20 protein-coding genes are annotated in these 21,534 nt (G+C 71.7%); 12 read left to right on the top strand and 8 right to left on the bottom strand.

Annotated elements, in window-relative coordinates; translation table 11 throughout:
* Positions 1 to 6 precede the first annotated feature (6 nt).
* The 3 genes from BUB75_RS07145 (at position 7) to BUB75_RS07135 (ending at position 5,024) form a co-directional block, all read left to right on the top strand.
* Positions 7 to 783: an SAM-dependent methyltransferase gene (locus BUB75_RS07145; RefSeq protein WP_073253111.1), complete on the top strand. Its 777-nt coding sequence runs from the start codon at positions 7 to 9 to the stop codon at positions 781 to 783.
* A gap of 19 nt (positions 784 to 802) precedes the next feature.
* Positions 803 to 1,882, top strand: coding sequence for a macro domain-containing protein (locus BUB75_RS07140; RefSeq protein WP_073253108.1), 1,080 nt, complete (start codon positions 803 to 805; stop codon positions 1,880 to 1,882).
* A 301-nt stretch (positions 1,883 to 2,183) separates the two neighbouring features.
* Entirely contained in the window at positions 2,184 to 5,024 is a 2,841-nt protein-coding gene (locus BUB75_RS07135) for an AfsR/SARP family transcriptional regulator (protein ID WP_218617354.1), read from the top strand.
* Positions 5,025 to 5,057: 33 nt separating this feature from the next.
* On the opposite strand, the gene BUB75_RS07130 is transcribed toward BUB75_RS07135, so the two are convergent.
* Genes BUB75_RS07130 through BUB75_RS07120 form a run of 3 tightly spaced genes read right to left on the bottom strand, consistent with a single transcriptional unit; the run spans position 5,058 to position 7,966 of the window.
* A complete protein-coding gene (locus BUB75_RS07130) occupies positions 5,058 to 6,077 on the bottom strand; it encodes an ABC transporter substrate-binding protein (protein ID WP_218617353.1) in 1,020 nt (339 codons plus the stop codon).
* A 30-nt stretch (positions 6,078 to 6,107) separates the two neighbouring features.
* Positions 6,108 to 7,193: an ABC transporter permease gene (locus BUB75_RS07125; protein WP_073253102.1), complete on the bottom strand. Its 1,086-nt coding sequence runs from the start codon at positions 7,191 to 7,193 to the stop codon at positions 6,108 to 6,110.
* Positions 7,190 to 7,966 carry an ATP-binding cassette domain-containing protein gene (locus BUB75_RS07120; RefSeq protein ID WP_073253096.1) on the bottom strand — a complete coding sequence of 259 codons (777 nt, stop codon included), beginning with the start codon at positions 7,964 to 7,966 and terminating at the stop codon, positions 7,190 to 7,192. The genes BUB75_RS07125 and BUB75_RS07120 overlap by 4 nt, the downstream gene beginning before the upstream one ends.
* A 136-nt stretch (positions 7,967 to 8,102) precedes the next feature.
* Here BUB75_RS07120 and BUB75_RS07115 point away from each other — a divergent pair, with 136 nt between their 5' ends.
* The 4 genes from BUB75_RS07115 to BUB75_RS07100 all read left to right on the top strand — a co-directional run bounded on the left by BUB75_RS07115 (position 8,103) and on the right by BUB75_RS07100 (position 11,844).
* A complete protein-coding gene (locus BUB75_RS07115; protein WP_245806233.1) occupies positions 8,103 to 9,089 on the top strand; it encodes a LacI family DNA-binding transcriptional regulator in 987 nt (328 codons plus the stop codon).
* 70 nt (positions 9,090 to 9,159) lie between these two features.
* Entirely contained in the window at positions 9,160 to 10,542 is a 1,383-nt protein-coding gene (locus BUB75_RS07110) for a ferredoxin reductase family protein (protein ID WP_073253090.1), read from the top strand.
* Positions 10,543 to 10,552: 10 nt separating this feature from the next.
* Positions 10,553 to 11,041, top strand: coding sequence for an FMN-binding protein (locus tag BUB75_RS07105; protein WP_073253086.1), 489 nt, complete (start codon positions 10,553 to 10,555; stop codon positions 11,039 to 11,041).
* A 77-nt stretch (positions 11,042 to 11,118) separates the two neighbouring features.
* The gene (locus BUB75_RS07100; protein WP_084740728.1) at positions 11,119 to 11,844 is read left to right on the top strand and encodes an FAD:protein FMN transferase; all 726 of its coding nucleotides are present in this window, start codon (positions 11,119 to 11,121) and stop codon (positions 11,842 to 11,844) included.
* Here BUB75_RS07100 and BUB75_RS07095 read toward each other — a convergent pair.
* Positions 11,819 to 12,007, bottom strand: a complete 189-nt coding sequence (locus BUB75_RS07095) for a DUF6069 family protein (RefSeq protein ID WP_073253083.1) — start codon at positions 12,005 to 12,007, stop codon at positions 11,819 to 11,821. The genes BUB75_RS07100 and BUB75_RS07095 overlap by 26 nt on opposite strands.
* A gap of 204 nt (positions 12,008 to 12,211) precedes the next feature.
* Between BUB75_RS07095 and BUB75_RS07090 the strand changes: the two genes are divergently transcribed.
* Positions 12,212 to 13,309, top strand: coding sequence for a sensor histidine kinase (locus tag BUB75_RS07090; RefSeq protein ID WP_342761122.1), 1,098 nt, complete (start codon positions 12,212 to 12,214; stop codon positions 13,307 to 13,309).
* Positions 13,297 to 13,977: a response regulator transcription factor gene (locus tag BUB75_RS07085; RefSeq protein WP_073253079.1), complete on the top strand. Its 681-nt coding sequence runs from the start codon at positions 13,297 to 13,299 to the stop codon at positions 13,975 to 13,977. Before BUB75_RS07090 ends, BUB75_RS07085 begins: the two co-directional genes overlap by 13 nt.
* Here the strand turns inward: BUB75_RS07085 and BUB75_RS07080 are convergent.
* Positions 13,951 to 14,925 (bottom strand): helix-turn-helix transcriptional regulator, encoded by a 975-nt coding sequence (locus BUB75_RS07080; RefSeq protein ID WP_073253076.1) that lies wholly within the window; start codon positions 14,923 to 14,925, stop codon positions 13,951 to 13,953. The two genes, BUB75_RS07085 and BUB75_RS07080, sit on opposite strands and share 27 nt — an antisense overlap.
* Positions 14,926 to 14,999: 74 nt before the next feature.
* On the opposite strand from BUB75_RS07080, the gene BUB75_RS07075 reads away from it, so the two are divergent.
* Together BUB75_RS07075 and BUB75_RS07070 are read left to right on the top strand one after the other, a co-directional pair.
* A complete protein-coding gene (locus tag BUB75_RS07075) occupies positions 15,000 to 15,995 on the top strand; it encodes an ATP-binding cassette domain-containing protein (protein ID WP_073255070.1) in 996 nt (331 codons plus the stop codon).
* On the top strand, positions 15,992 to 16,744 hold the full coding sequence (locus BUB75_RS07070) for an ABC transporter permease (RefSeq protein WP_073253073.1): 753 nt from the start codon (positions 15,992 to 15,994) through the stop codon (positions 16,742 to 16,744). Before BUB75_RS07075 ends, BUB75_RS07070 begins: the two co-directional genes overlap by 4 nt.
* 48 nt (positions 16,745 to 16,792) lie before the next feature.
* On the opposite strand, the gene BUB75_RS07065 is transcribed toward BUB75_RS07070, so the two are convergent.
* From BUB75_RS07065 to BUB75_RS07055, 3 genes are read right to left on the bottom strand one after another with little or no spacing between them, the layout of a single operon-like run.
* Complete coding sequence (locus BUB75_RS07065) at positions 16,793 to 17,704, bottom strand: hypothetical protein (RefSeq protein ID WP_073253070.1); 912 nt, start codon at positions 17,702 to 17,704, stop codon at positions 16,793 to 16,795.
* The gene (locus BUB75_RS07060; protein WP_073253067.1) at positions 17,701 to 18,279 is read right to left on the bottom strand and encodes an RNA polymerase sigma factor; all 579 of its coding nucleotides are present in this window, start codon (positions 18,277 to 18,279) and stop codon (positions 17,701 to 17,703) included. Before BUB75_RS07060 ends, BUB75_RS07065 begins: the two co-directional genes overlap by 4 nt.
* A complete protein-coding gene (locus BUB75_RS07055) occupies positions 18,276 to 20,159 on the bottom strand; it encodes a sensor domain-containing diguanylate cyclase (RefSeq protein ID WP_073253063.1) in 1,884 nt (627 codons plus the stop codon). The genes BUB75_RS07060 and BUB75_RS07055 overlap by 4 nt, the downstream gene beginning before the upstream one ends.
* A gap of 169 nt (positions 20,160 to 20,328) precedes the next feature.
* Between BUB75_RS07055 and BUB75_RS07050 the strand changes: the two genes are divergently transcribed.
* Positions 20,329 to 21,513 carry a zinc-dependent alcohol dehydrogenase gene (locus tag BUB75_RS07050; protein WP_073253060.1) on the top strand — a complete coding sequence of 395 codons (1,185 nt, stop codon included), beginning with the start codon at positions 20,329 to 20,331 and terminating at the stop codon, positions 21,511 to 21,513.
* Positions 21,514 to 21,534 lie beyond the last annotated feature (21 nt).

Below are 21,534 nucleotides of genomic sequence, written 5' to 3'. Positions count from 1 at the left end.
AGGGGCATGCCTGACACCACCGCGCCGCCACGGCTGCGCAGCCTGGAGTTCCACAGCCCGCTCTCGCCGGAGCGCGCCCAGCGGCTCGTCGACCGGCTCGTCGACCGGCTCGCGCCGGCCGAGCCGTCGACCGTGCTCGACGTCGGCAGCGGCTGGGGCGCGCTGCTGCTGCGCCTGCTGGACGCCGCGCCGGGCGCCACTGGCGTCGGTATCGACCTCAACGCCGACGACCTGGCCCGCGGCCGCGAGATCGCCGGTGCCCGTGGCTTGTCCGGCCGGGTGGAGTTCGCCGAGGAGTCCGGCATCGGCACCACCCGCGGCCCGGCGGACGTCGTCCTCTGCGTCGGGTCGGGACACGCGCTGACCGCGGCTCCCGGCGACTTCGCCGGAGCGCTCCGCGAGCTGCGCCGCCTGGTCGCCCCCGGCGGCCGGGTGCTCTACGGCGAGGGCTTCTGGCAGCGCACGCCCACCGACGACGAGCTGGCCCGGATGTGGCCGGACGCCGCCGCGCACGACCACTTCGACCTCGCGGGCCTCGTCGATCTGGCGGTCGCGGCCGGGTTCCGGCCACTGTGGATCGAGACGGCCACCGAGGACGAGTGGGAGCAGTTCGAATCCGGCTATCAGGCCGACCTGGAGGAGTGGCTGGCCGCGAACCCGGCCCACCCGGAGGCCGCGGATCTGCGGGAGCGCGCCGATCGGCATCGCGCGAGCTGGCTCGCCGGCTACCGGAACATCCTGAACATGGCTTATCTGACGCTGGTGCCGGTCGCGGAAAACTAAGCTGGAGCCGGGGTGGGGGATGACGTACCCGGCGGACCCGAGCCACGGCGCGCTCGTCGACGAACTGCGGCGGCTGCGCGTGGAAGGGCTGGTCGGGTTACGGACGCTCCGGCCGCGCGAACTCCTCGATGCGGCGGTGGCGTGCGGGCTGGCGCCGCCGGGCCGGGCGGGCCCGGCAGCCGTCGAGGCCCTCGTGCGCCGCGCCGTCGAGGAACTCGGCGGCGGACGGCTCGGTGACGCCGCCGCGTACACGTTCGGTCTGCGGCCCGGCACGCGTGACTGGCCCGCCCAGGACCGGCGACGCCGGAGCGCGGAGATCTACGGGGTCAGCGTCGACCGGTTCCGGAAGCACTACGAGGCACGCGTGCTCGCCGAGACCGCCGACGCGATCCTGCGGCTCGCGGCCCCGCACCACCCCGGCGAGGCCACCCCGGACAAGGCCGGGCCGTGGCACGTCGTTCCGGTGCCGATCGACTCGCGGACCGTGCCGATCACCGTGCACACCTGCTCGGTGGACATGCTCACCGGCATCGACGTGATCGTCTCGTCCGCGAACACCTACCTGGAGCTCGCGCACACGTTCACGACGTCGCTCTCCGCGTGCCTGCGCCGCGCGGCCTCCCGCAAGGGCCCGTCCGGCGAGATCCTCGACGACACGCTGGCGCGCGAACTATCAGCGTGGATCGCCCGCCACGGACGAGCCGGGCTCACGGTCGCGCCCGGAACCGTGGTGCCCACGTCCGCGGGCGACCTGGCCCAGCGGGGCATCCTGCGGATCTACCACGCCGCGGTGGTGGCGCCCCGCCCCGGCACGAACGCCTACGACATCGACCCGGCCCACATCTCGCTGGCGGTCGCGAACGTGTTCCGGCTCGCGCGCACCGAGCGCACCGAGTTCCCCGAGCTCCGGTCGGTGTGCCTGCCGCTGTTCGGCGCCGGACGCGGCGGTCTGGCCGAGGACGTCAGCTTCACCTGGATCTGGGTCGCGCTCGCCGCGGAACTCGCCAGGGACGATGGCTGGGAGGTCCACTTTGTCGCGCGCTACCCGGACACTGCCCGGACGATCGTCGACGGCCTCGCGGCGGTTACCGACGGATAGGCCGCCGCCCGTGGCGCAGGCGGCCCCCTCGTCCGTCCGCGCCTCTCGGGCGGCGTATCTCGAGTGAAGCCGACCAGCTGTCCGCCGCTCGGGGCGTCCACTGGGCGAAATCTGGGTGGGTCAGGGCCGTGGTCTGCTCGGTCCCGTGCTGCCCCGTGCCGGCACGGAACCGAGAACCCGCCCTGTCGACCGAACGATGCACGAAAAACCTTGCGCAAATCTTGTCTGGTGGGTTCATACCTGTTTACTGAAGAGCGTCGCGGCTCGGGTCGGGCCGCGGTCCGCATCCGAGAGGAGACACGTGCCCCGATTCCGGCTGCTCGGACCGCTGGAGGTGACGGCCGAGGGCCGTGCAGTGGATCTGGGGCCGGTGAAGCGCCGGACGGTACTGGCTGCGCTGCTCGTCGACGTCGGTCGTCCGGTGCAGGTGGAGACGCTGGTGGACCGCGTCTGGGGTGAGGACCCGCCGGCGAAGGCACGGGACAACCTCTACGCCCACATCGCCCGCATCCGCCGGGCGCTCACCGGGCTGGGCGCCGCGGTCGAACGCCGTTCCGGCGGATATGCGTTACAAGCCGATCCCGACGACGTCGACCTGCACCGGTTCCGGCGGCTGATTGCCGACGCCAGAGCGGACGACTGCCCGGACGAGCGCCGCGCGGACCGGTTACGGGCCGCGCTCGAGCTGTGGCAAGCGCCCCCGCTGGCGGACGTGCCGGGCGCCTGGGCCGACACCGTCCGAGAAGGGCTGGAACAGCAACGTCGGAGTGCGGTGGCGCTCTGGGCGCGCACCGAGACCACGCTCGGCCGCCCGGCTGCGGTGGTCGACGTCCTGCACGAACTGGTCGCCGCTGCCCCGCTGGCCGAGCCGTTGCTGGTGGAGCTGGTCCGGGGACTGCACTTGACCGGTCGCACCACCGAAGCGCTCGACACCTACGCGCGAGCGCGCGCCCGGATCGTCGCCGAGCTGGGATGCGAACCGGGGCCGGACCTGCGAGCGGCCCACGAGGCCGTCCTGCGCGAGACGGCCAAGGACCCCGTGCGCCGTCCGGTTCCCGCGCAACTACCCGCGGACGTGCCCGCGTTCACCGGACGCGAAGCCGCGCTCGCCGAGCTCACCGCGCGGCTGCGCACCACGACGAACGCCGTCGTCGTCTCCGCGGTCTCCGGCACCGCCGGGGTCGGGAAGACCGCGCTGGCCGTCCGCTGGGCGCACGCCGCCCGCAGCCGGTTCCCGGACGGGCAGCTCTACGTCGATCTCCGCGGGTACGGGACCGAGCCGCCGGTGCCGCCGGCCACTGCCCTGGCCGGCTTCCTCACCGCGCTCGGTGTCTCCGCCAGGGACGTTCCGCTCGACCCGGACGAGCGAGCCGCGCGCTACCGCACCGAGCTGTCCGGCCGGCGGCTGCTCGTCGTGCTCGACAACGCGTCCTCGGTCGAGCAGGTGCGGCCGCTGCTGCCCGGGTCACCGACCTGCGCCACGCTGGTGACCAGCCGGGACACCCTCGGCGGGCTGGTCGCCGTGGACGGCGCCCAGCGGCTCCTCCTCGACCTGCTGGAACCCGATGAGTCGACCGCGCTGCTCCGGTCGCTGATCGGCCGCCGGGTCGACGACGAGCCGGACGCCGCCGCGGCGCTGGCCGAGCAGTGCGGCCGGCTCCCGCTGGCCCTGCGGGTGGCCGCGGAGCTCGCCGGAGCGCGACCGGGCAGCTCGCTGGCCGACCTCGTCGCCGAACTGGCCGACCACCGAGCCCGGATGGACCTGCTGGACGTCGGTGGCGACCCGCGGGCGGACGTCCGAGCCGTGTTCTCCTGGTCCTACCAGCGGCTCGCCGCGACGGTCGCACGGACGTTCCGCTTGCTCGGGCTGCATCCCGGCGCGGAGTTCGACGCGTACGCCGCCGCCGCGCTCGCCGACGAGAACCTCGACGACGCCCGGGACGCGCTGGCGGCGCTGGCCAGGGCACACCTGATCCGGCCGACGGCCGGCGATCGGTACGGCGTCCACGACCTGCTGCGGGCGTACGCGCGGGCGCAGTCCGACGCCGAGGACGGCGCCGGGAAACAGCGGGCGGCCCGGGCGCGGCTGCTCGACTACTACGTCGCGGCAGCGTCCGCGGCGATGGACGCGCTGTACCCGGCCGAACGGCACCGGCGCCCTGCCGTCGGCCCGATCGGCACGCCGCTGCCGGCGTTCGCCGGTCCGGACGACGCCAGAGCCTGGCTCGATTCGCACCGGCCGGTGCTGATCGAGGTCTGCCAGCACACCGGCGCGCACGGCCCGACCACGGTGACCGGGCTGCTCGCGTCGACGCTCTACGTCTACCTCGACAACGGCGGGCACTCGGCGGACGCGCTGACCGTCCACCGGTGCGCGCTGGACGCCGCCGAGCGCACCGGCGACCGCGCGGGCGCCGCGGCCGCGCTGGCCCAGCTCGGCGTCGTGTTCTGGCAGCTCGGCAGGTACCCGGACGGAATCGACCATCTGGAGCGGGCGCTGGCGCTGTTCCGCGAGCTCGGCGACCGGGTCGGTGAGGCGCGGACGGTCGGCAACCTCGGCGTGATCTACCAGCAGACCGGCTCCTACGCCGACGCCGAGCGGCACCACACCGCGGCCCTCGCGCTGTTCCGGAAGCTCGGCGACCGGGTGGGCCAGGCGAACACGGAGACCAACCTCGGCGACATCCTGATGCGGCTCGGCCGGGACGAGGAGGCGATCGGGCTGCTCTCCGAGGCGCTGGAGCAGTTCCGGGAGCTGGGGCACCACGGCGGGGAGGCGACCGCGCTCACCAACCTCGGCGAGGTGCACCTGAGCCTGAACCGGCCGGGCGAGGCCGCCGGATATCTCCGGCAGGCCGTGGCGCTGTTCGGCACGATCGGAGAGCGGTACGGCGAGACGTGCGCGCTGAACGGCCTGGCCGAGGCCCTCCAGGGGCAGGGAGATCCGGAGGCCGCCGACCGGTTCACCGCCGCGCTCACGCTGGCGACGACGATCGGCGAGCGCGCCGAGCAGGCACGGGCTCACGTCGGGCTGGCGCGTACGACGGAGGCCGCACGGAGCCACCTCGAACAGGCGCTCGCGCTCTACACGGAGATCGGCTCGTCGCGCGCGGACGACGTCCGCAAAGAGCTGGAGGCCTGATCCCCGCCGCGGCGGGGACCAGGCACCGTGAACTCAGCAGTTCGACTTGTAGACGGCCTTCGCGCCGTCACCGTCGATGTTGTCCTTCGTCAGGATCGTGAACCCGGTCTGGACCTTCGGCGTCACCTTGCCACCGTCCAGCGCCGCGACCGCCGCGTCGAGACCGAACTTGCCGATCTCGGCCGGCTGCTGCGCGATCAGCGCCTGAACCGTGCCCGCCCGCAGCGCCGCGACCTGGTTCGGCCCGGCGTCGAACCCGACGACCTGGATCTTGCCCGACTTGCCCGCCTGCCGGATTCCGGTGGCGGTGCCCTCCGCGGAGAACAGGTTGAGGGCGAAGACGCCGACGATGTCCGGGTCCTTCTGCAGGGCCGCGCTGATCAGGTTGGCCGCGGTGGCCGGGTCGTTGTGCGAGTACTGCACGCCCACGTACTGGTACTTCGAGTCGGTCTTCACCGCGTCCTCGAAGCCCTTGGCCCGCTGGTCGATCGTCGAGATGCCGGGGTCGGTGGACATGACCAGCACCTTGCCGCCCTGCGGCGCCAGCTTCTGGATCGCCTCGAACGCGGCCTTTCCGCCGCCGACGTTGTCGGACGCGATCGCCGACACGGCCACCGACGGGTCGTTGACCGTGGTGTCCACGAGCACGACCTTGATGCCGGCGGCCTTCGCCTGGTTCAGCGGCGACTGCATCGCGGTGACGTCGGTCGGAGCCACCAGCAGCGCGTCCGGCTTGGCGCTGACCACCGAGTCGACGATCGGCTTCTGCAGCGTCGGGTCGAACTTCGTCGGCCCCTGCGTCTTCACCGTGACGCCGAGCCGCTTCGCCTCCTCCTCGATCCCGCACTGCATCGTGATGTAGAACTCGTCGCCCTGGACGCCTTGGACGAACTGGATGTTGTAGTTCTTGCTGGCCTTGTCGACCGCGGCCTGCGAGGACGCGGCGGTCGCATCGTCCGCGCCTGGCCCGGTCTCCTCGTCCGGCTTCGACGACGAGCACCCGGCCAACGCCAGGGCGAGAACACAGAGGACGGCGAGGGGGGTTCGCTTCATTGCAGACCTTCCCATTCCGATCAAGGAGGCTTACCGGTTGCGAAGCAGCACTGACCGCAGGGAGGAGCGCTTGGCGCCGGAGCCGCGGGCAGCGGCGGCCCGGCGGCTCTGGTCGAAGTAGACGGCGGCGATCAGGACCGTGCCCACGGCGACGCCCTGCCAGAACGGCTCGACGCCGATGATGACGAAGCCCGCCTGCAGAACGGCCGGGATGAACAGCCCGACCACGGTGCCGAAAATCGATCCCTCGCCGCCGAAAATCGAGGTACCGCCGATGACCACGGCGGCGATCACGTTGAGGTTGGTGAGCGACTGACCGGCGATCGTCGTCGTGCCGTACTGCGCGAGCGCGAGCACCGCCGCGAAACCCGACAGCAGCCCGGCCAGCGCGTAGACCTTGATCAGGTGCCGGTCGACGCGGACGCCCACCCGCCGGGCGGCGAGCTCGTTCGACCCGACCGCGTACGTGTAGCGGCCGAACCGCGTCCGGTGGAGGATCACCCCGCCGACTACCACGACGACGAACGCGGTGAACGGCAGCGCCGGGATGCCGGCGATCTTGATGTACGTGTTGTAGTCGGTCATCACCTCCGGCACGGCCCGGATGTCGATGCCGCCGGTGATCACCTGAGCCAGCCCCAGCGCGACCGACAGCGTGCCGAGCGTGACGATCAGCGGCGGGACCTTCGCCTTCGCCACTAGGAAGCCGTTGATCAGGCCCCAGCCCAGGCCGGACACCAGCGCGGCCAGGATGCCGAGCGCCGCCACCCCGTACCCCTCGCCGCCGGCGGCGTCCATCGTCTTCGCGGCGATGACCGAGGAGAAGACCAGTACCGAGCCCACCGAGAGGTCGATGCCGGACGTGACGATCACGAACGTCATGCCGACCGCGATCACCGCCCAGACCGCGACGTTCTGCGAGATCTGCGAGAAGTTGCTGGTGGAGAGGAAGCGGTCGCCGCCGGTGATCGAGAAGAACACGACGATCACCAGGAGGACGCCGAGGATCCACACCGACTGCAGCGCGCCGATCCGCTGGAGGAGCGACTGATCCTCCTCGACGGCCTCGTCCACGCCGTTGATCTCGGCCGTGGTGCTCGGCTCGACCGCGCTCATCGCGTCGTCTCCAGGGATCCGGTCATCGCGCCGACGAGCTGGTCGACGTCGGTCTCGGCGGCGTGATACGTCGCCACCCGCGTGCCGAGCCGGAGAACCTGGATCCGGTCGGCGACCTCGATCACCTCGGGCATCGAGTGCGAGATCAGGACGACGGCGACGCCCTTGTCCCGCACCCGTTTGATCGTGTCGAGCACGTTCCGGGTCTGGACGACGCCCAGCGCGGCGGTCGGCTCGTCGAGGAACACGATCCGGGCCGCCCAGGTGATCGCCCGGACGATCGCGATCTGCTGGCGCTGCCCGCCGGACATCGAGCCGACCGGGGCGCCCAGGGCGCGGACCGTTCCGCCGAGTTCGGCGAAGCCCTTCTCCGCCCGGGCACGCATCGCCTTCTCGTCCAGGAAGCCGAACCGGCCGAGCAGGCCGCGGCGGGGGACCTCCCGGCCCAGGAACATGTTCTGCACCGGGTTGAGGTGGGGCGCGAGCGCGAGGTCCTGGTAAACGACCTCCATGCCTAATGCGGACGCCTGCTGCGGCGTGTCGATCCGCACCGGCTTTCCCTCGAACGACAGCTCGCCCGAGTCCAGCTCCAAATTGCCCGACAGCGCCTTGACGAGTGTGGACTTGCCGGCGCCGTTGTCGCCGATCAGCGCGGTGACCTCGCCGGAGTACACCTCGAAGTCGACGTCTCGGAGGGCTCTCACGTGTCCGAAGCTGCGATTGAGGCCCCGTGCCTCGAGGAGTGGTGATGGCAACCGGATCACCCCGTTCATGCGGTGTTAACGCACATTAGGCGTGTCCTGCGTCACTGTCACCGGTGACTTGTAACGAACCGGTAACGGATGTCACCGGTGTCAGGAAGTCGGTACCATCCGCTCACCCACCAGGCAGGAGAACGTGTTGGTCACCATGCGGCAGGTCGCCGATCGCGCCGGGGTCAGCGCAAAAACGGTGTCCCGTGTGGTCAACAACGACCGGTACGTCTCCGACGACGTCCGCAGGCGAGTCGAGGAGGCGATCGCCGAGCTGCGGTACACGCCCAACCTGCTGGCCCGCACGTTCCGATTCGGACGCGACCCGGCGATCGGCGTCGCGGTGCCGGACATCTCGGACCCGTTCTTCGCCGCGGTGACGCACACCGTGGAGCAAGTGGCGCGGGGGCGTGGCGTCGCCACGTTCGTCACCAGCCTCGGCACCGACGGGACGCTGGAGCGCGCGGGCGTGGAAGCGCTGCTCGGCCGCCAGATCGCCGGCCTGATCTCGACGCCGGTCAGCGCAGACCAGTCCTACTTGGAGCCGTGGAAGGCCCGCACGTCGCTGGTGTTCATCGACCGGCCGCCGCGCAAGCTGACCGCTGACACCGTGGTCGAGGACGACGTCGGCGGCGCACAGGCCGCCACCGCGCACCTGATCGGGCACGGCCACCGCCGGATCGCGTACATCGGCGATGAGGTGCAGATCGCGACGACCCGCCGCAGGCTCGACGGGTACTACGCGGCGCTGCGCGAGGCGGGCATCGAGCCCGACGAGGACCTGGTGCGGTTCGCCGGCGCGGGCGGCACTGCCGCGGGGGAGGACGCCGCCGAGGTACTGGCCGGCCCGAACCCGCCCACCGCGATCCTCTCCTCGAACCCGAAGTGCTCGATCGCGATCGTCCCGGCGCTGCAACGCCTCGGCCGCACCGACGTGGCGCTGGTCAGCTTCGGCGACTTCCCGCTGGCCGGCTCGCTGCGGCCCGCGCTGACCGTCGTCGACCAGGACCCGGAGGCGCTGGGCCGGTTCGCGGCGACGCGGCTGTTCGACCGGATCGACCAGCCGGGACGACGTCTGCGGCGCCTCACGGTGCTCCCGGTACACCTCGTCGAACGGGAATCGTGCGTTCCTAGGTTTTCTTAAGGCCGCGACCTGAACTTCCCCCTCGTGCGCCCCGTGCCTTTTTTACAAGACGGCACAGGAGGCCATAGCCATGACCGCCACGTTGAACCAGTACGTGCCGGCGCACGGGGTCCGAGCGCCGGCGGGTCGTGCTCCCGCGTTACGGGTCGGACCTACGCCGGTCCTGGTGGGTATCGGCGCCGGTGCTGTCGCCGTCCTCGGACTCTGGTGGACGAACACCACCACGATCTCCGGTCTGGGGGACTACCTGACCCACGCCGGACGGATCACCGGCCTGCTCGCCGGCTACGGCGCGATCATCCTGCTCGGCCTGATGGCGCGGGTGCCGGCGCTGGAGCGAGGCATCGGCACCGACCGCCTGACCCGCTGGCACGCGATGGGCGGCCGGTACACGGTCAGCATGCTGATCGCCCACGGGCTGCTGATCACCTGGGGCTACGCGGTCACGGCCCGGACGTCGGTGGTCGGGCAGGGCCTCTCGCTGCTGCGCGACTACCCGGACGTCCTCTACGCGACGATCGGCGCCGGGCTGTTCGTCACGATCGGCGCCGTCTCGGCCCGCGCGGCCCGCAAGCGGATGAGCTACGAGGCCTGGCACCTGATCCACCTCGGCACCTACCTGGCGATCGCGCTCTCGTTCCTGCACCAGTTCTCGACCGGCGCCGATTTCGTCGGCAACAAGCCCGCGCAGATCGCCTGGTCGACGCTGTACGGCGTGGTCACCGTGCTGCTCATCTGGTACCGCGTGGTCACCCCGGTCCGGCAGGCGTTCCGGCACCGGCTGGAGGTGGAGGGCGTCCGGATGGAGGGGCCGGACGTCGTCTCGGTGTACCTCACCGGGCGGCACCTGCAGGACCTCAAGGCCGAGCCCGGTCAGTTCTTCCGGTGGCGGTTCCTGACGTCCGAGGGCTGGTGGGCGTCGAACCCGTACTCGCTGTCGGCGCCGGTGTCCGGTGGGCGTCTGCGGATCACGGTCAAGGAGGCCGGCGGTCACAGCCGGCAGCTCGCCCGGCTGCAGCCCGGCACCAAGGTCATGGCCAGCGGCCCGTACGGCGCGTTCACCGGCGGTGTCCGCCGCCGCCGGAAGGTGCTGCTGATCGGGGCGGGTGTCGGCATCACACCGCTGCGGGCGCTGCTGGAGACGCTGCCCGGCCGCCCCGGCGACATCACGCTGATCTACCGGGCCCGGCACATGTCCGACCTGGTGCTGCGCGCGGAGATCGAGGAGATCGCGTTCGACCGCGGCGCCCGGGTGCATTACCTCGTCGGCACCCGTGAGCAGCTCGGCGGCGACCCCCTCGGCGCCGAGCAACTGGAGTGGCTGGTGCCGAACCTGAAGCACCACGACGTCTACCTCTGCGGGCCGGAGTCGCTGATCGCGGCGACGCGGGAGGCGCTTCGCGACGCCGGTGTCGCGCGCCGCCGGGTTCACCACGAGTCGTTCGAGTTCTAGGAGCACCTTCGTGCGTCGATTCCTGTACGCCCTGCTCGGAACCGTTGCCGGTCTCGGTGGGTTGATCGGCCTGAAGGCCAACCTGGCGCCCTCGGAGGCCGTCGCGGAGGCGGCGGCGCCTCCGCCTGCGGCGGCCGAGAAGCCGGTGGCGGCTGACCCGTCTGCCAAGGCCGACGCTCCGGCTGGGGACGCTCCGGCTGGGGACGCTCCTGCCGACGGCGCGCCGAAGACCGCGACCGGCAAGGTCGCGACCAACCCGTACGAGTCGCTCCAGGTCAGGGTCACGGTGTCCGGCACCTCGATCACCAAGGTCGAGATCGCCGCGCTGAACCCCAAGGACAAGAAGTCCGAGCAGATCGCGGGCAACGCGCTGCCCAAGCTGCAGCAGGCGACGCTCGACGCGAACAGCGCCGACGTCGACACTGTCTCGGGCGCGACGTTCACCACGGAGAGCTACAAGGAGTCCCTGCAAAGCGCGCTCGACCAGGCGGGGCTGTGACGCTGACCGCGACGACGTTCGCCAGCCCGGCGCTGATCGCGACGGTCCCGGCGCCCGTGCGGCGCGTCGAGGAGTGCATGGGGACCGTATTCTCGCTCGACATCCGCGGCGGCGGCGTGACACCCGAGGCGGTTCAGGCCGCGATCCGCTGGTTGCACTGGGCCGACGCGACGTTCTCCACGTACCAGCCGGGCAGCGTCGTCTCCCGGCTGAGCCGGGGCGAACTGACTCCCGCCGAGTGCCCGGCCGAGGTCCGCGAGGTGCTGGGCCTGGTCCGCGAGGCGTCCGAGGCCAGCGACGGTTACTTCACCGAGGCGCCGCACGGCTTCCTCGACCCGACCGGCATCGTGAAGGGCTGGGCGATCGAGCGGACCAGCGACCTGCTCGCCGCGGCCGGATCGACCAGCCACGTCGTGAACGGCGGCGGTGACGTCCAAGTGGTCGGCGAGGCGGCCGCAGAGCGCCCGTGGCGGGTCGGAATCGCCCACCCGCTCCGTTCCCGCAGGCTGGTCGCGGTCGTCAGCGTCCGGGACGCCGCGGTGGCCACGTCGGGCACCGCCGAGCGGGGGCGGCACATCGTCGACCCGCACCGGGGTACGCCCGCCGACGCCCTGGCGAGCGTGACGGTCGTGGGCCCGCGACTGGCTTGGGTCGACGCCTGCGCGACGGCGGCATTCGCGATGGGCCCCGACCGTGGCCTCGCGTGGATCGAGGAGCTCCCGGACGTCGAGGCCCTCGCTGTCCTGCCGAACGGCCGCACCCGCCACACGACGGGCTTCACCCACTGGGGCGAGCTGACGTAGTACGCCGGAAGCCGGCGACGAGGACGACGAACACCACCGAGTGCAAGCCGAGCAGGACGCCCTTGTCGGCGGCAGCGACGCCGGACGCCATTGCCGGGACCGACGACAGCAGGAACACGACGGCCGCGACGACACCCCAGATCAGGAACGGTCGGCGGGTCATGCGGGTGCGCCCCCGCCGCTTCGGCGAACCGGCGAAAGCGGTTCGTTCGGGAGTGGGAACCGGCTTCGACCTTGGTCGGTATCGCCGCGCCGATCGCGAACCTAGCCTGACCTCATGACCGCCACAGCCTGCGCCGACGCCGGGCAGGTCCGGAGTCGTGGACGCGGCTCCGGACTGCTCGTCCAGGCCATCGTCCTAGTCGTGATGGCCCTCCTGGTCGGCGCGACGATCTACGGCCTCCCCGAGGAAGCCCACCGCCACCTGCTCGTTCTCGACGTCCTCGTCGGCGTGCTCGGCTTGGCGCTGATGCCGGTTCTGGTGCGTTGGCCGGTACCGGCTGCGACCGTCCTGACCGTGCTCGCCGTGATCTCGCCGGCCGCGACCCCTACCGCGTCCGCCGCGGCGCTGCAGGTCGCGCAGTGCCGCCCGTTCCGGCTGGCCGCGGTGATCGGTACCGCCGGGGTCGCTGCGCACGCCGTCCAGGGTGCGTGGCGTCCGAGCGCCAGCCTGTCCTACCCGTGGTGGCTGGTGATGATCACGGTCGCGTACGCCGCGCTGGTCGGCTGGGGAACCGTGGGCCGGATCCGCCGGGAGCTGGTGGCGTCACTCCGGGAGCGGGCGCGCCGCGCCGAGGCCGACCAGGAGCGGCGGGTGGCCGAGGCGCGGCTGGCCGAGCGCACCCGGATCGCCCGCGAGATGCACGACGTGCTCGCCCACCGGCTGTCGCTGCTGGCCACCTACGCCGGTGCGCTCGAATATCGTCCGGACGCGGCGCCGGAGAAGCTGTCGGCCGCGGCCGGTGTGGTGCGAACCGGGGTCCACGAAGCCCTGGACGAGTTGCGTCAGGTGATCAGCGTGCTGCGTGAGGACGACGACACGGGCACGCGTCCGCAGCCGACCCTCGGTGACCTGGACCGGCTGGTCGGCGAGTCGCGGGACGCCGGTACTCCGGTCGCTCTCGACAACCGCGTCGGCACCGGGGAACCGCCGGCGGCCGTGAGCCGCACCGCCTACCGCATCGTCCAGGAGGGCCTGACGAACGCGCGGAAGCACGCGCCCGGAGCGCCGGTGACGGTCGTGCTCGACGGCGCGCCGGGGGAGGGGCTGCGGATCGAGCTGCGGAACCCGGTGCCGGTGCCGGCGGGCGCCGCTGTGGTGCCGGGGGCCGCTGTGGTGCCGGGCGCCGGTACGGGCCTTCTCGGCCTGACCGAGCGGGTCGGCCTGGCGCGCGGAGAGATCGAGCACGGGCTGTCCCCGAGCGGCGACTTCCGGCTGCGGGTGCGGCTGCCGTGGCCGACCTGACGCCTGCGCGCCCGCTCCGGGTGCTCATCGTCGACGACGACGCGATGGTGCGGGCCGGCCTGACGCTGATGCTGGACGGCGTCGAGAAGAACGGCCGGTCGGTCGCGGTCGTCGGGGCAGTCGGCGACGGCGTCGAGGTGCCGGAGGCGGTGAGCGCGCACTCCCCGGACGTCGTCCTGATGGACATCCGGATGCCGGGCGTGGACGGCGTGACCGCTACCCGGCGGCTGCGACGTCGTCCCGAGGCGCCGGAAGTGATCGTCCTGACCACGTTCGACACCGACGAGCACGTGCTGCAGGCGTTGCGGGCCGGGGCGGGCGGCTTCCTGCTCAAGGACACCCCGCCCGACCAGCTGGTGGACGCCATCCTCCGGGTCGCGGCCGGCGACCCGATCCTCTCGCCGCAGGTCACCCGCAAGCTCATCGACCGGGTCGCGGTGGAGGCCGGGGCGTTCGAGCGCGCGCGGGCGGCGCTGGAGACCCTCAGCCCCCGGGAGCGCGACATCGTGCTCGGGGTGGCGACCGGCCGGACGAACGCGCAGATCGCCGCCGAGCTGTTTCTCAGCGTGGCGACCGTGAAGTCGCACCTGACCCGGGTGATGGTGAAGCTCGGGCTCGACAACCGGACCCAGGTCGCGCTGCTAGCCCACGACGCGGGGCTGGCGTGAGACGGCTCTGACGTACCGTTCGCCAGTCGCGCGCACCAGCTCGATGAACTCGGGCGGACCGATCACCTCGAACTCGCCCCCGAGCCAGCCCAGCGACGCGACCGGCCACTCGAGGTAGTCGCTCCGGATGGCCACCCGGCAGACCCCGGGTTCGGTCTCGGTCACGTCGGCCTCGCGTCCGAACGCCATCCGGACGGCGTTCTCCGGCGCGTTCACGACGACCTCGATCGTGTACCGGTGCGGACGCTCGTTCAGCCGCCGCTTGACGAACGCGGCCGCGTCGTCCGCAGGCAGTTCGCGCTGCCGGAACCGGGCGCCGGTCGGCCGCGGGTCGACCAGCCGGTCGACGCGGAACGTCCGCCAGTCGCCGCGCTCGGTGTCCCACGCCACCAAATACCAGCGGCGGCCGAGCGAGACCAGCCGGTGCGGCTCCACCAGCCGCGTCGTGCGCTCCGCACCGCGCGCGGTGTAGTCGAACCGCAGCCGCTCGTCGTCCCGGCACGCGCTGGCGATCACCGCGAGCGCCTGTGCGTCCACCACCGGTCCACTGGTGAAGACCCCCGGCACGGTGTAGGAGCGCAGTGCCTCGACCCGGCGCCGGAGCCGCGGCGGCATCACCTGGATCACCTTCGTCAACGCGCGGACCGACGTCTCCTCGATCCCCTCGACCGCACCACCGGCCGCGGTACGCAGCCCCACCGCGATCGCCACCGCTTCCTCGTCGTCCAGCAGCAGCGGCGGCATCACGGTCCCCGACCGGAGTTGGTATCCGCCCGCCACCCCCCGGCTCGCGTCGACCGGGTAGCCCAGCTCGCGCAGCCGGTCGACGTCCCGGCGCAGGGTGCGCTCGCTGACCCCCAGGCGGTCGGCTAGATCGCCGCCTGGCCAGTACCGATGCGTCTGCAGCAGCGACAGCAGCCGCAGAGTCCGCTCACTTGTGTTCGCCATGAATTCAAGATTCCTCGAATTGAGGTCAGAAACTGGCCGGAATCATTTCTACCGTAGATCTCATGACGACGACGATGATCCACACCAGCGATCTGACCAGGAATTTCGTGGTCAAGAAGAAGACGGTGGAAGCGGTCCGCGGACTGAACCTCGAGGTTCGCCCCGGCGAGCTCGTCGCGCTGCTCGGCCCGAACGGGGCCGGCAAGTCGACCACGCTCCGGATGCTCACGACGCTGCTCAGCCCGACTTCGGGCACCGCATCGGTCGCGGGCTTCGACGTTGCGCGCGACCAGCGGGAAGTGCGGAAGCGGATCGGTTACATCGGCCAGGGCAACGGCGCCGGGCACAGCCAGCGCGGCCGGGACGAGCTGATCAGCCAGGGCCGCTCCTACGGACTCGACCGGGCCGCTGCGCGGCGTCGCGCGAACGAGTTGATCGAGTCGCTCGGGCTGGAGGCGGTCGCCGACCGGATCGTCTCCTCGCTCTCCGGCGGACAGCGGCGCCGGCTCGACATCGCGATGGGCCTGATCCACACGCCGCCGCTGCTCTTCCTCGACGAGCCGTCCACCGGCCTCGACCCGCAGAACCGGGTGAACCTGCAGGAGCACATCCGGCGGCTGCACGACGAGCACGGCACGACGATCGTCCTGACCACGCACTACCTGGAGGAAGCCGACCAGCTCGCGGAGCGGATCGTGGTCATCGACCACGGGCTGCTGATCGCCGACGACAGCCCGGAGCGGCTGAAGTCCGAGCACGTGGGTGACCGGATCGCGCTCGCGTTCGACACCGAGGCCTCCGCGACGCGAGGCGTCGAGCGGTGCGTGAACCTGATCGCCGGCGCCCGGATCGAGCGGCAGGGCGCGGAGCTCACGATCCGGGTTCCGGAGGGCACCCACCTGGTGCCGAAGCTGCTCCGCTGCCTGGACGAGGCCGACGCGACCGTGATCAGCGTCGAGGTCAAGCGGCCGACGCTCGACGACGTCTTCCTCGAACTGACCGGACGGAGCCTGCGCGAGGGCACCGTCACCACCGACACCACCAGCACCGAGCAGGAGGTCGTGGCATGAGCACCCTCGTCCGGGACACCACCGTGGTCTTCAGCCGCGAGCTGCGTCCGCAGCTACGCAACCCGTTCTCGCTGATCTTCACGATGGTCCAGCCGGTGTTCTTCCTGGCGCTGTTCGCGCCGCTGCTGCCGGACGCCGTCGGCGGAGGTTCGCCGCTGCAGTGGTTCGTGCCCGGCATCGTCGTGATGTCGTGCCTGTTCGGGACGTCGATCACCGGGTCGAATCTGCAGCTGGAGATGCAGACCGGGTCGCACGAGCGGATGCTGGTCTCGCCGTTGAGCCGGTCGTCGCTGCTGATCGGGCGGGCGCTCAAGGAGATCGTCCCGATGCTCGCGCAGACCGTGATCCTGATCCTGGCGACGATTCCGTTCGGCTTCCGGCTGCACCCGGTCGGGGTCGTGGTCGGGTTGTTGATCCTGTCGGTGTTCTGCGTCGGGCTCGGTGCGCTCTCCTACGCGTTGGCGCTGGTCAGCGAGGGCCAAGAGTGGATCTTCTGGACGGTGCAGCAGACGCTGCTCTTCCCGCTGCTGCTGATCGCGGGCATCCTGCTCCCGATCGACAACGGCCCGGGCTGGCTCAAAGCGCTCTCGCACGTGAACCCGCTGACCTATCTGGTCGACGCCGAGCGCGTGCTGTTCGCCGGCGAGGTCTGGTCGGGCACGGTCGCGGCCGGACTGGTCGCGTCGGTCGTGACCGGCGTCTTCGGCCTCTGGGTCGGCGTCCGAGCAGTCAACCGCAACGCGTCCTGAACCAGGCACACGACGGCCCGCCACCCGCGAGGGTGGCGGGCCGCGCCTTTACGGCCAGGCCACCGCCGGGATGCAGTCGGTGAGTCCGCCCTTGAAGTCGTCGTTGTCGATCAGCTCGCCGTCCGGTGTCTTCATGCACTTCGCCGAGCTGGTCGTCAGCTGTCTCCCGTCGGCGTCGTAGGCCCGCACCGTGACCTTCGTCGGCTTCGTGCGCGGCACGCCTGCTTCCTCGCCCGGCGCGCTCGTCTCCTCGGCCGCAGCGCTCGTCTCTGCGGTCGCGAGGAAGGTCCCGTTCTGCAGCTGAGCCTCGCTGACGTCGTCCGCCACCTGCACGGTCACCCGCGCGACCTCGTCGGTCGCCCGCCCGCCGACCAACACGGTCGTCGTGGCGATCCCGTCCGCGATCATGGTGCTCTGCTCGTGGTAGTCGACCCGGTAGGCGCCCGGGAGCCAGTGCAGCGACCCCACGCCACCGCCGCCGGCGTTGTACGCCATCACGTCGCCGCCGATCCGGCAGTAGATGTACATCGAGTCGGCGTAGATCAGCGCGACGCCGTCGGACGGCGTCCCGAGCAGGTTGTAGAGCCGCGCGCCCTTCGTCCGTGCCCGGTCCTCGGGCGGGCCGCCGTAGGCGTACGAGTCCACGCACCCCGGCACGATCGACTCCATCTGACCGGTCGGCTGCTCCACCGAGGGCGTCGGCGACGCCTGGGCGCTCGGCGTCACCGACGCGCTCGGCGGGTCGGACGCGACCGGCGTCACCTCGTCCCGGTCGGTGCTTCGGAGGACACCGACCACGGTGCCGAGCGTCACCACGACGGCCGCCGCCGCGGCGGCAGGCACCAGCCAGCGTCGCCGGGCGGTCCGCGGCCCGTTGACGATCTGGTCGACCAGCGCGGCCTCGATGTCGCGCGCCCGGTGGGGCGGCAGGTCCCGCTCCGGAGGAAGCTGGAGAGTCATTGGTGCTCCTCGAGTGTTGGGCTGGGCAGCTCGGCGGCGAGTCGGGCGCGGGCGCGGCTCACCCTGGCCCGGACGCTGCTCTCCGCGAGGCCGAGCGCGAGGGCTGCGTCCGCGTAGGAGACGCCGGACCAGAGACAGAGGGCCAGCGCTTCGCGCTCGGCCCGCGGTAACCGGCCGACGACCCGGAGCACCTCGGCCATCCGACGCTCGTCGTCGAGGCGCGCGGCGACGTCGTCCGCGTGGTCGACCTCGGGTGGATCAGCCGACAACCGCCCGACCAGCGCCAGCCGCCGACGGAGTGAGCGCTGCTGGTGCTGGCTGACGTTGGTGGCGACCGCCAGGAGCCAGGGCAGCGCCGAGTCGCGGGCGAGCCGGACCTCCTCACGGCGCCGCCAGGCCGTGAGGAACGTGACCGAGGTCGCGTCCTCCGCCACCGTCCACGATCCGGTGAGCCGGAAGCAGTGGTTGTACACCGCCCGCGAGTGACGCCGGAACAGCGCCCCGAAGGCCTCACCGTCCCGCTGCGCCGCGTCCGCCCATAACTGGCGGTCGGTCCGTACGTCGGAGATCGTCACACCCCGTCCGTCGCCGGCATCCGCGACCGTGTTGCATCAGAATTCCGCTTCACCGCGTACATCTCGGCGTCGGCCCGGCGGAGCAGCGCCTCCGGATCAGCGGCGCTACCCGCGGCGGCGCCGATGCTGGCGCCGATGGTGAGCAGCAGCGACCCGATCGCGATCGGGTCGGCGAGCACACCGCGGATCCGGGCGGCGAGCCGCTGGGCGGCGTCGAGCGTCGCGCCGGGCATCAGCACCGCGAACTCGTCCCCGCCCAGCCGGGCGGCGGTGTCGGTCGGGCGGACGCAGCGCCGGATCCGCTCGGCCACCGCGATCAGCACCGCGTCCCCGACGTGGTGGCCGTGCGTGTCGTTGATCGGCTTGAACCCGTCCAGGTCGATCGCGAGCAGCGCCACGCGGTCACCGGCCCCGGCGAGCCGTTCGGTGAACAGCCGCCGGTTCGCCAGCTGGGTCAGCACGTCGTGTTCGGCCTGGTAGCGGAGCTGGTCCTGCAGCTCGCGGGCTTCGGTGACGTCCCGGCAGTTCGAGACGATGCCGCGGATCGAGGGGACGTCGAGCAGGTTCGTGTTGACGGTCTCCAGCCAGCGCCAGCCCCGCTCTGCGGTTTTCAGGCGGACCTGGACGGTCCACTCCTTCCCCGGCGTCTCCTGCAGGGTCGCCCACCCCTGGCCGAGTCGCTCCAGGTCGTCGACGTGCATTTGATCGCGGAGGCGCACGCCGACGAGCTGCTCCGGACGCAGGCCGAGGACCCGTTCGGCCGCCGGAGAGGCGTACGTGATGACGTTCTGCTCGTCGAGCACGAGCGTCAGGTCCGACGAGTGAGCCACCAGCGAGCTGAACCACTCCTTCTGCGCGCGCTGCTCCAGCAGGCTCCGGTCGAGCTCGTCGATCAGCCGTGCGTTCTCGCTGACCGACAACAGCTGGCGGACGACGACCAGCGCGGTGGTCAGCGCCATCGCGACCAGCATCCCGTGGAACCGTAGGTTGAGTTCCGGGTCGACCAGAAGCGCGGTGAACAGCAGCAGCTGGACGATGCCGACGACCGCGTACGGCAGCAGGCTGTACGGGCGGCGCCGGAGGCCCGGCCGGGACGTCGGGTCGAGGCGGACGCGCAGTACCTCCATCCGCGGTCCGGCGGCGATCAGCACGGTCGGCAGCAGCTGGACGGCGAGCGAGGCGCCGTCGCTCAGCGGCACCGCGTAGATCGGCAGCACCGCGGTCTGCGCGACCTGCACGATGCCCGCGGTGATCATCGTGACCGCGGCCGGACGCGCGACCGGACTGTGGCCGCTGAGCACCAGCTTGACCGAGAGAAACCCGACCAGCATGACGCCCGCGCCGATCACCAGGCCGCTGACCACGCCGCTGCTGCTCGCGGACGCCGCCCGCGGGTCGGTGACGAGGAACCAGACGATCGCACCGGCACCGGCGAACACGATCGCGGCGTCGAGCAGGAACCGGTGCCGGGCGGCGCCCGCGCCGATCAGCATCGGGAAGCCGGCCAGCGCCACGACGATCGCGGTCTGGCCGATCGCAAAACACGTGAGCTGGACCGGCCCCGGCTCGGTCGTCTCCAGGCCGAGCAGGCCCTCCACCGTGCGGAGGAGGTCGGCGGTCATGAACGCGGCCGCGGCCAGCGTGAACAGGCGCCAGAACCGATGCGGACGCCGATCGCCGCGGAAGTGCCGGGTGAGGTACAGCGCGCTGACGAAGAACAGCAGGTCACCGGGGAACTGCACGGCCCAGAACACGGTCGTGCGGCCCGGCTCCGGGGTGGTGCCGAAGAGCAGCCACGCGGAGACCAGCAGATACCCGCACCCGAGGGCGAGCAGCCCGCGGTCGGTGAGTGCGGCCCTGAGCAACGCATGACGCTGCATGCCGCTCTCCTCCGCGAGCCGGATCCCGTTTCACCCTGATCGGCATCCGACCGGGCCTGCTGAGCACCCAACGGCTTCTGCTCGGCCAGAGCGCGCGGGCATAAGCGGCACCGTTCCGGGCACCACCGTCCGGGTCCGACGATACGACGGCACCGCGGAAGGGGCAGCAATGCGCGCATTGACCTGGCAGGGGACCGAGAAGGTATCGGTGGAGACGGTCCCGGACCCGGAGATCCGGGAGCCGACGGACGCGATCGTCCGGATGACGTCCACCGCGATCTGCGGCTCCGACCTGCACCTCTATGACGTCCTGGGGATGTTCATCGACGCCGGCGACATCCTCGGACACGAGCCGATGGGCATCGTCGAAGAAGTGGGGCCCGAGGTCACCCACATCAAGGCCGGCGACCGGGTCGTGATCCCGTTCAACATCTCCTGCGGCCACTGCTGGATGTGTAGCCGCGGCTACTACGCCCAGTGCGAGACCACGCAGAACACCGAGCAGGGTAAGGGCGCCTCGCTGTTCGGCTACACCAAGCTCTACGGGCAGGTGCCCGGCGCGCAGGCCGAGCTCCTCCGGGTGCCGCAGGCCCAGTTCGGGCCGATCAAGGTGCCCGAGGAGCACCCCGACGAGCGGTTCCTCTACCTCTCCGACGTGCTGACGACGTCCTGGCAGGCGGTGCGGTACGCCGACACGGCACCCGGCGACACGGTCGCGGTCATCGGGCTCGGGCCGATCGGGCAGATGTCGTCTCGAGTGGCGCGGTACCTCGGGGCGGAGCAGGTGATCGCGGTCGACAGCGTCCCGGAGCGCCTGGAGATGGCCCGCCGCCACGGCATCGAGGTGATCGACACCCGCGACTGCGACGACGTGCCTGGCGCGATCGCCGACCTCACCGACGGACGCGGGGCGGACGGCGTCATCGAGGCGGTCGGCATGGAGGCACACGGGACACCGTTCCAGGAGTTCGCGCAGAGGGCGGCGGGCAAACTCCCGGACGCGCTCGCGAAGGTCGCGATCGACAAGATCGGCGTGGACCGGATGGCGGCGCTGCGAACCGCGTTCGCGAGCGTCCGGCGCGCCGGGACCGTCTCGATCATCGGCGTCTACGGCGGCCAGGCCGACCCGTTCCCGATGATGGACCTGTTCGACAAGGGCGTGACGCTCCGGATGGGGCAGGCGCACGTCAAGCGCTGGATCGACGAGATCATGCCCGCGCTGACCGGCGACGGCGACCCGCTGGGCACCGAGGACCTGCGCACGCACGCGCTTCCGCTGGAGCAGGCGCCGCAGGCCTACGAGATGTTCAAGGAGAAGAAGGACGGCTGCGTGAAGGTCGTCCTCAAGCCCTGAGCGGATGGCCCCTGAGCGGAC

Origin of the sequence: Cryptosporangium aurantiacum, from assembly GCF_900143005.1 — a bacterium.
Classification (GTDB): domain Bacteria; phylum Actinomycetota; class Actinomycetes; order Mycobacteriales; family Cryptosporangiaceae; genus Cryptosporangium; species Cryptosporangium aurantiacum.
Note: the sequence above shows the minus strand (reverse complement) of the source record. Positions and strands in the feature narration are given on the sequence as shown.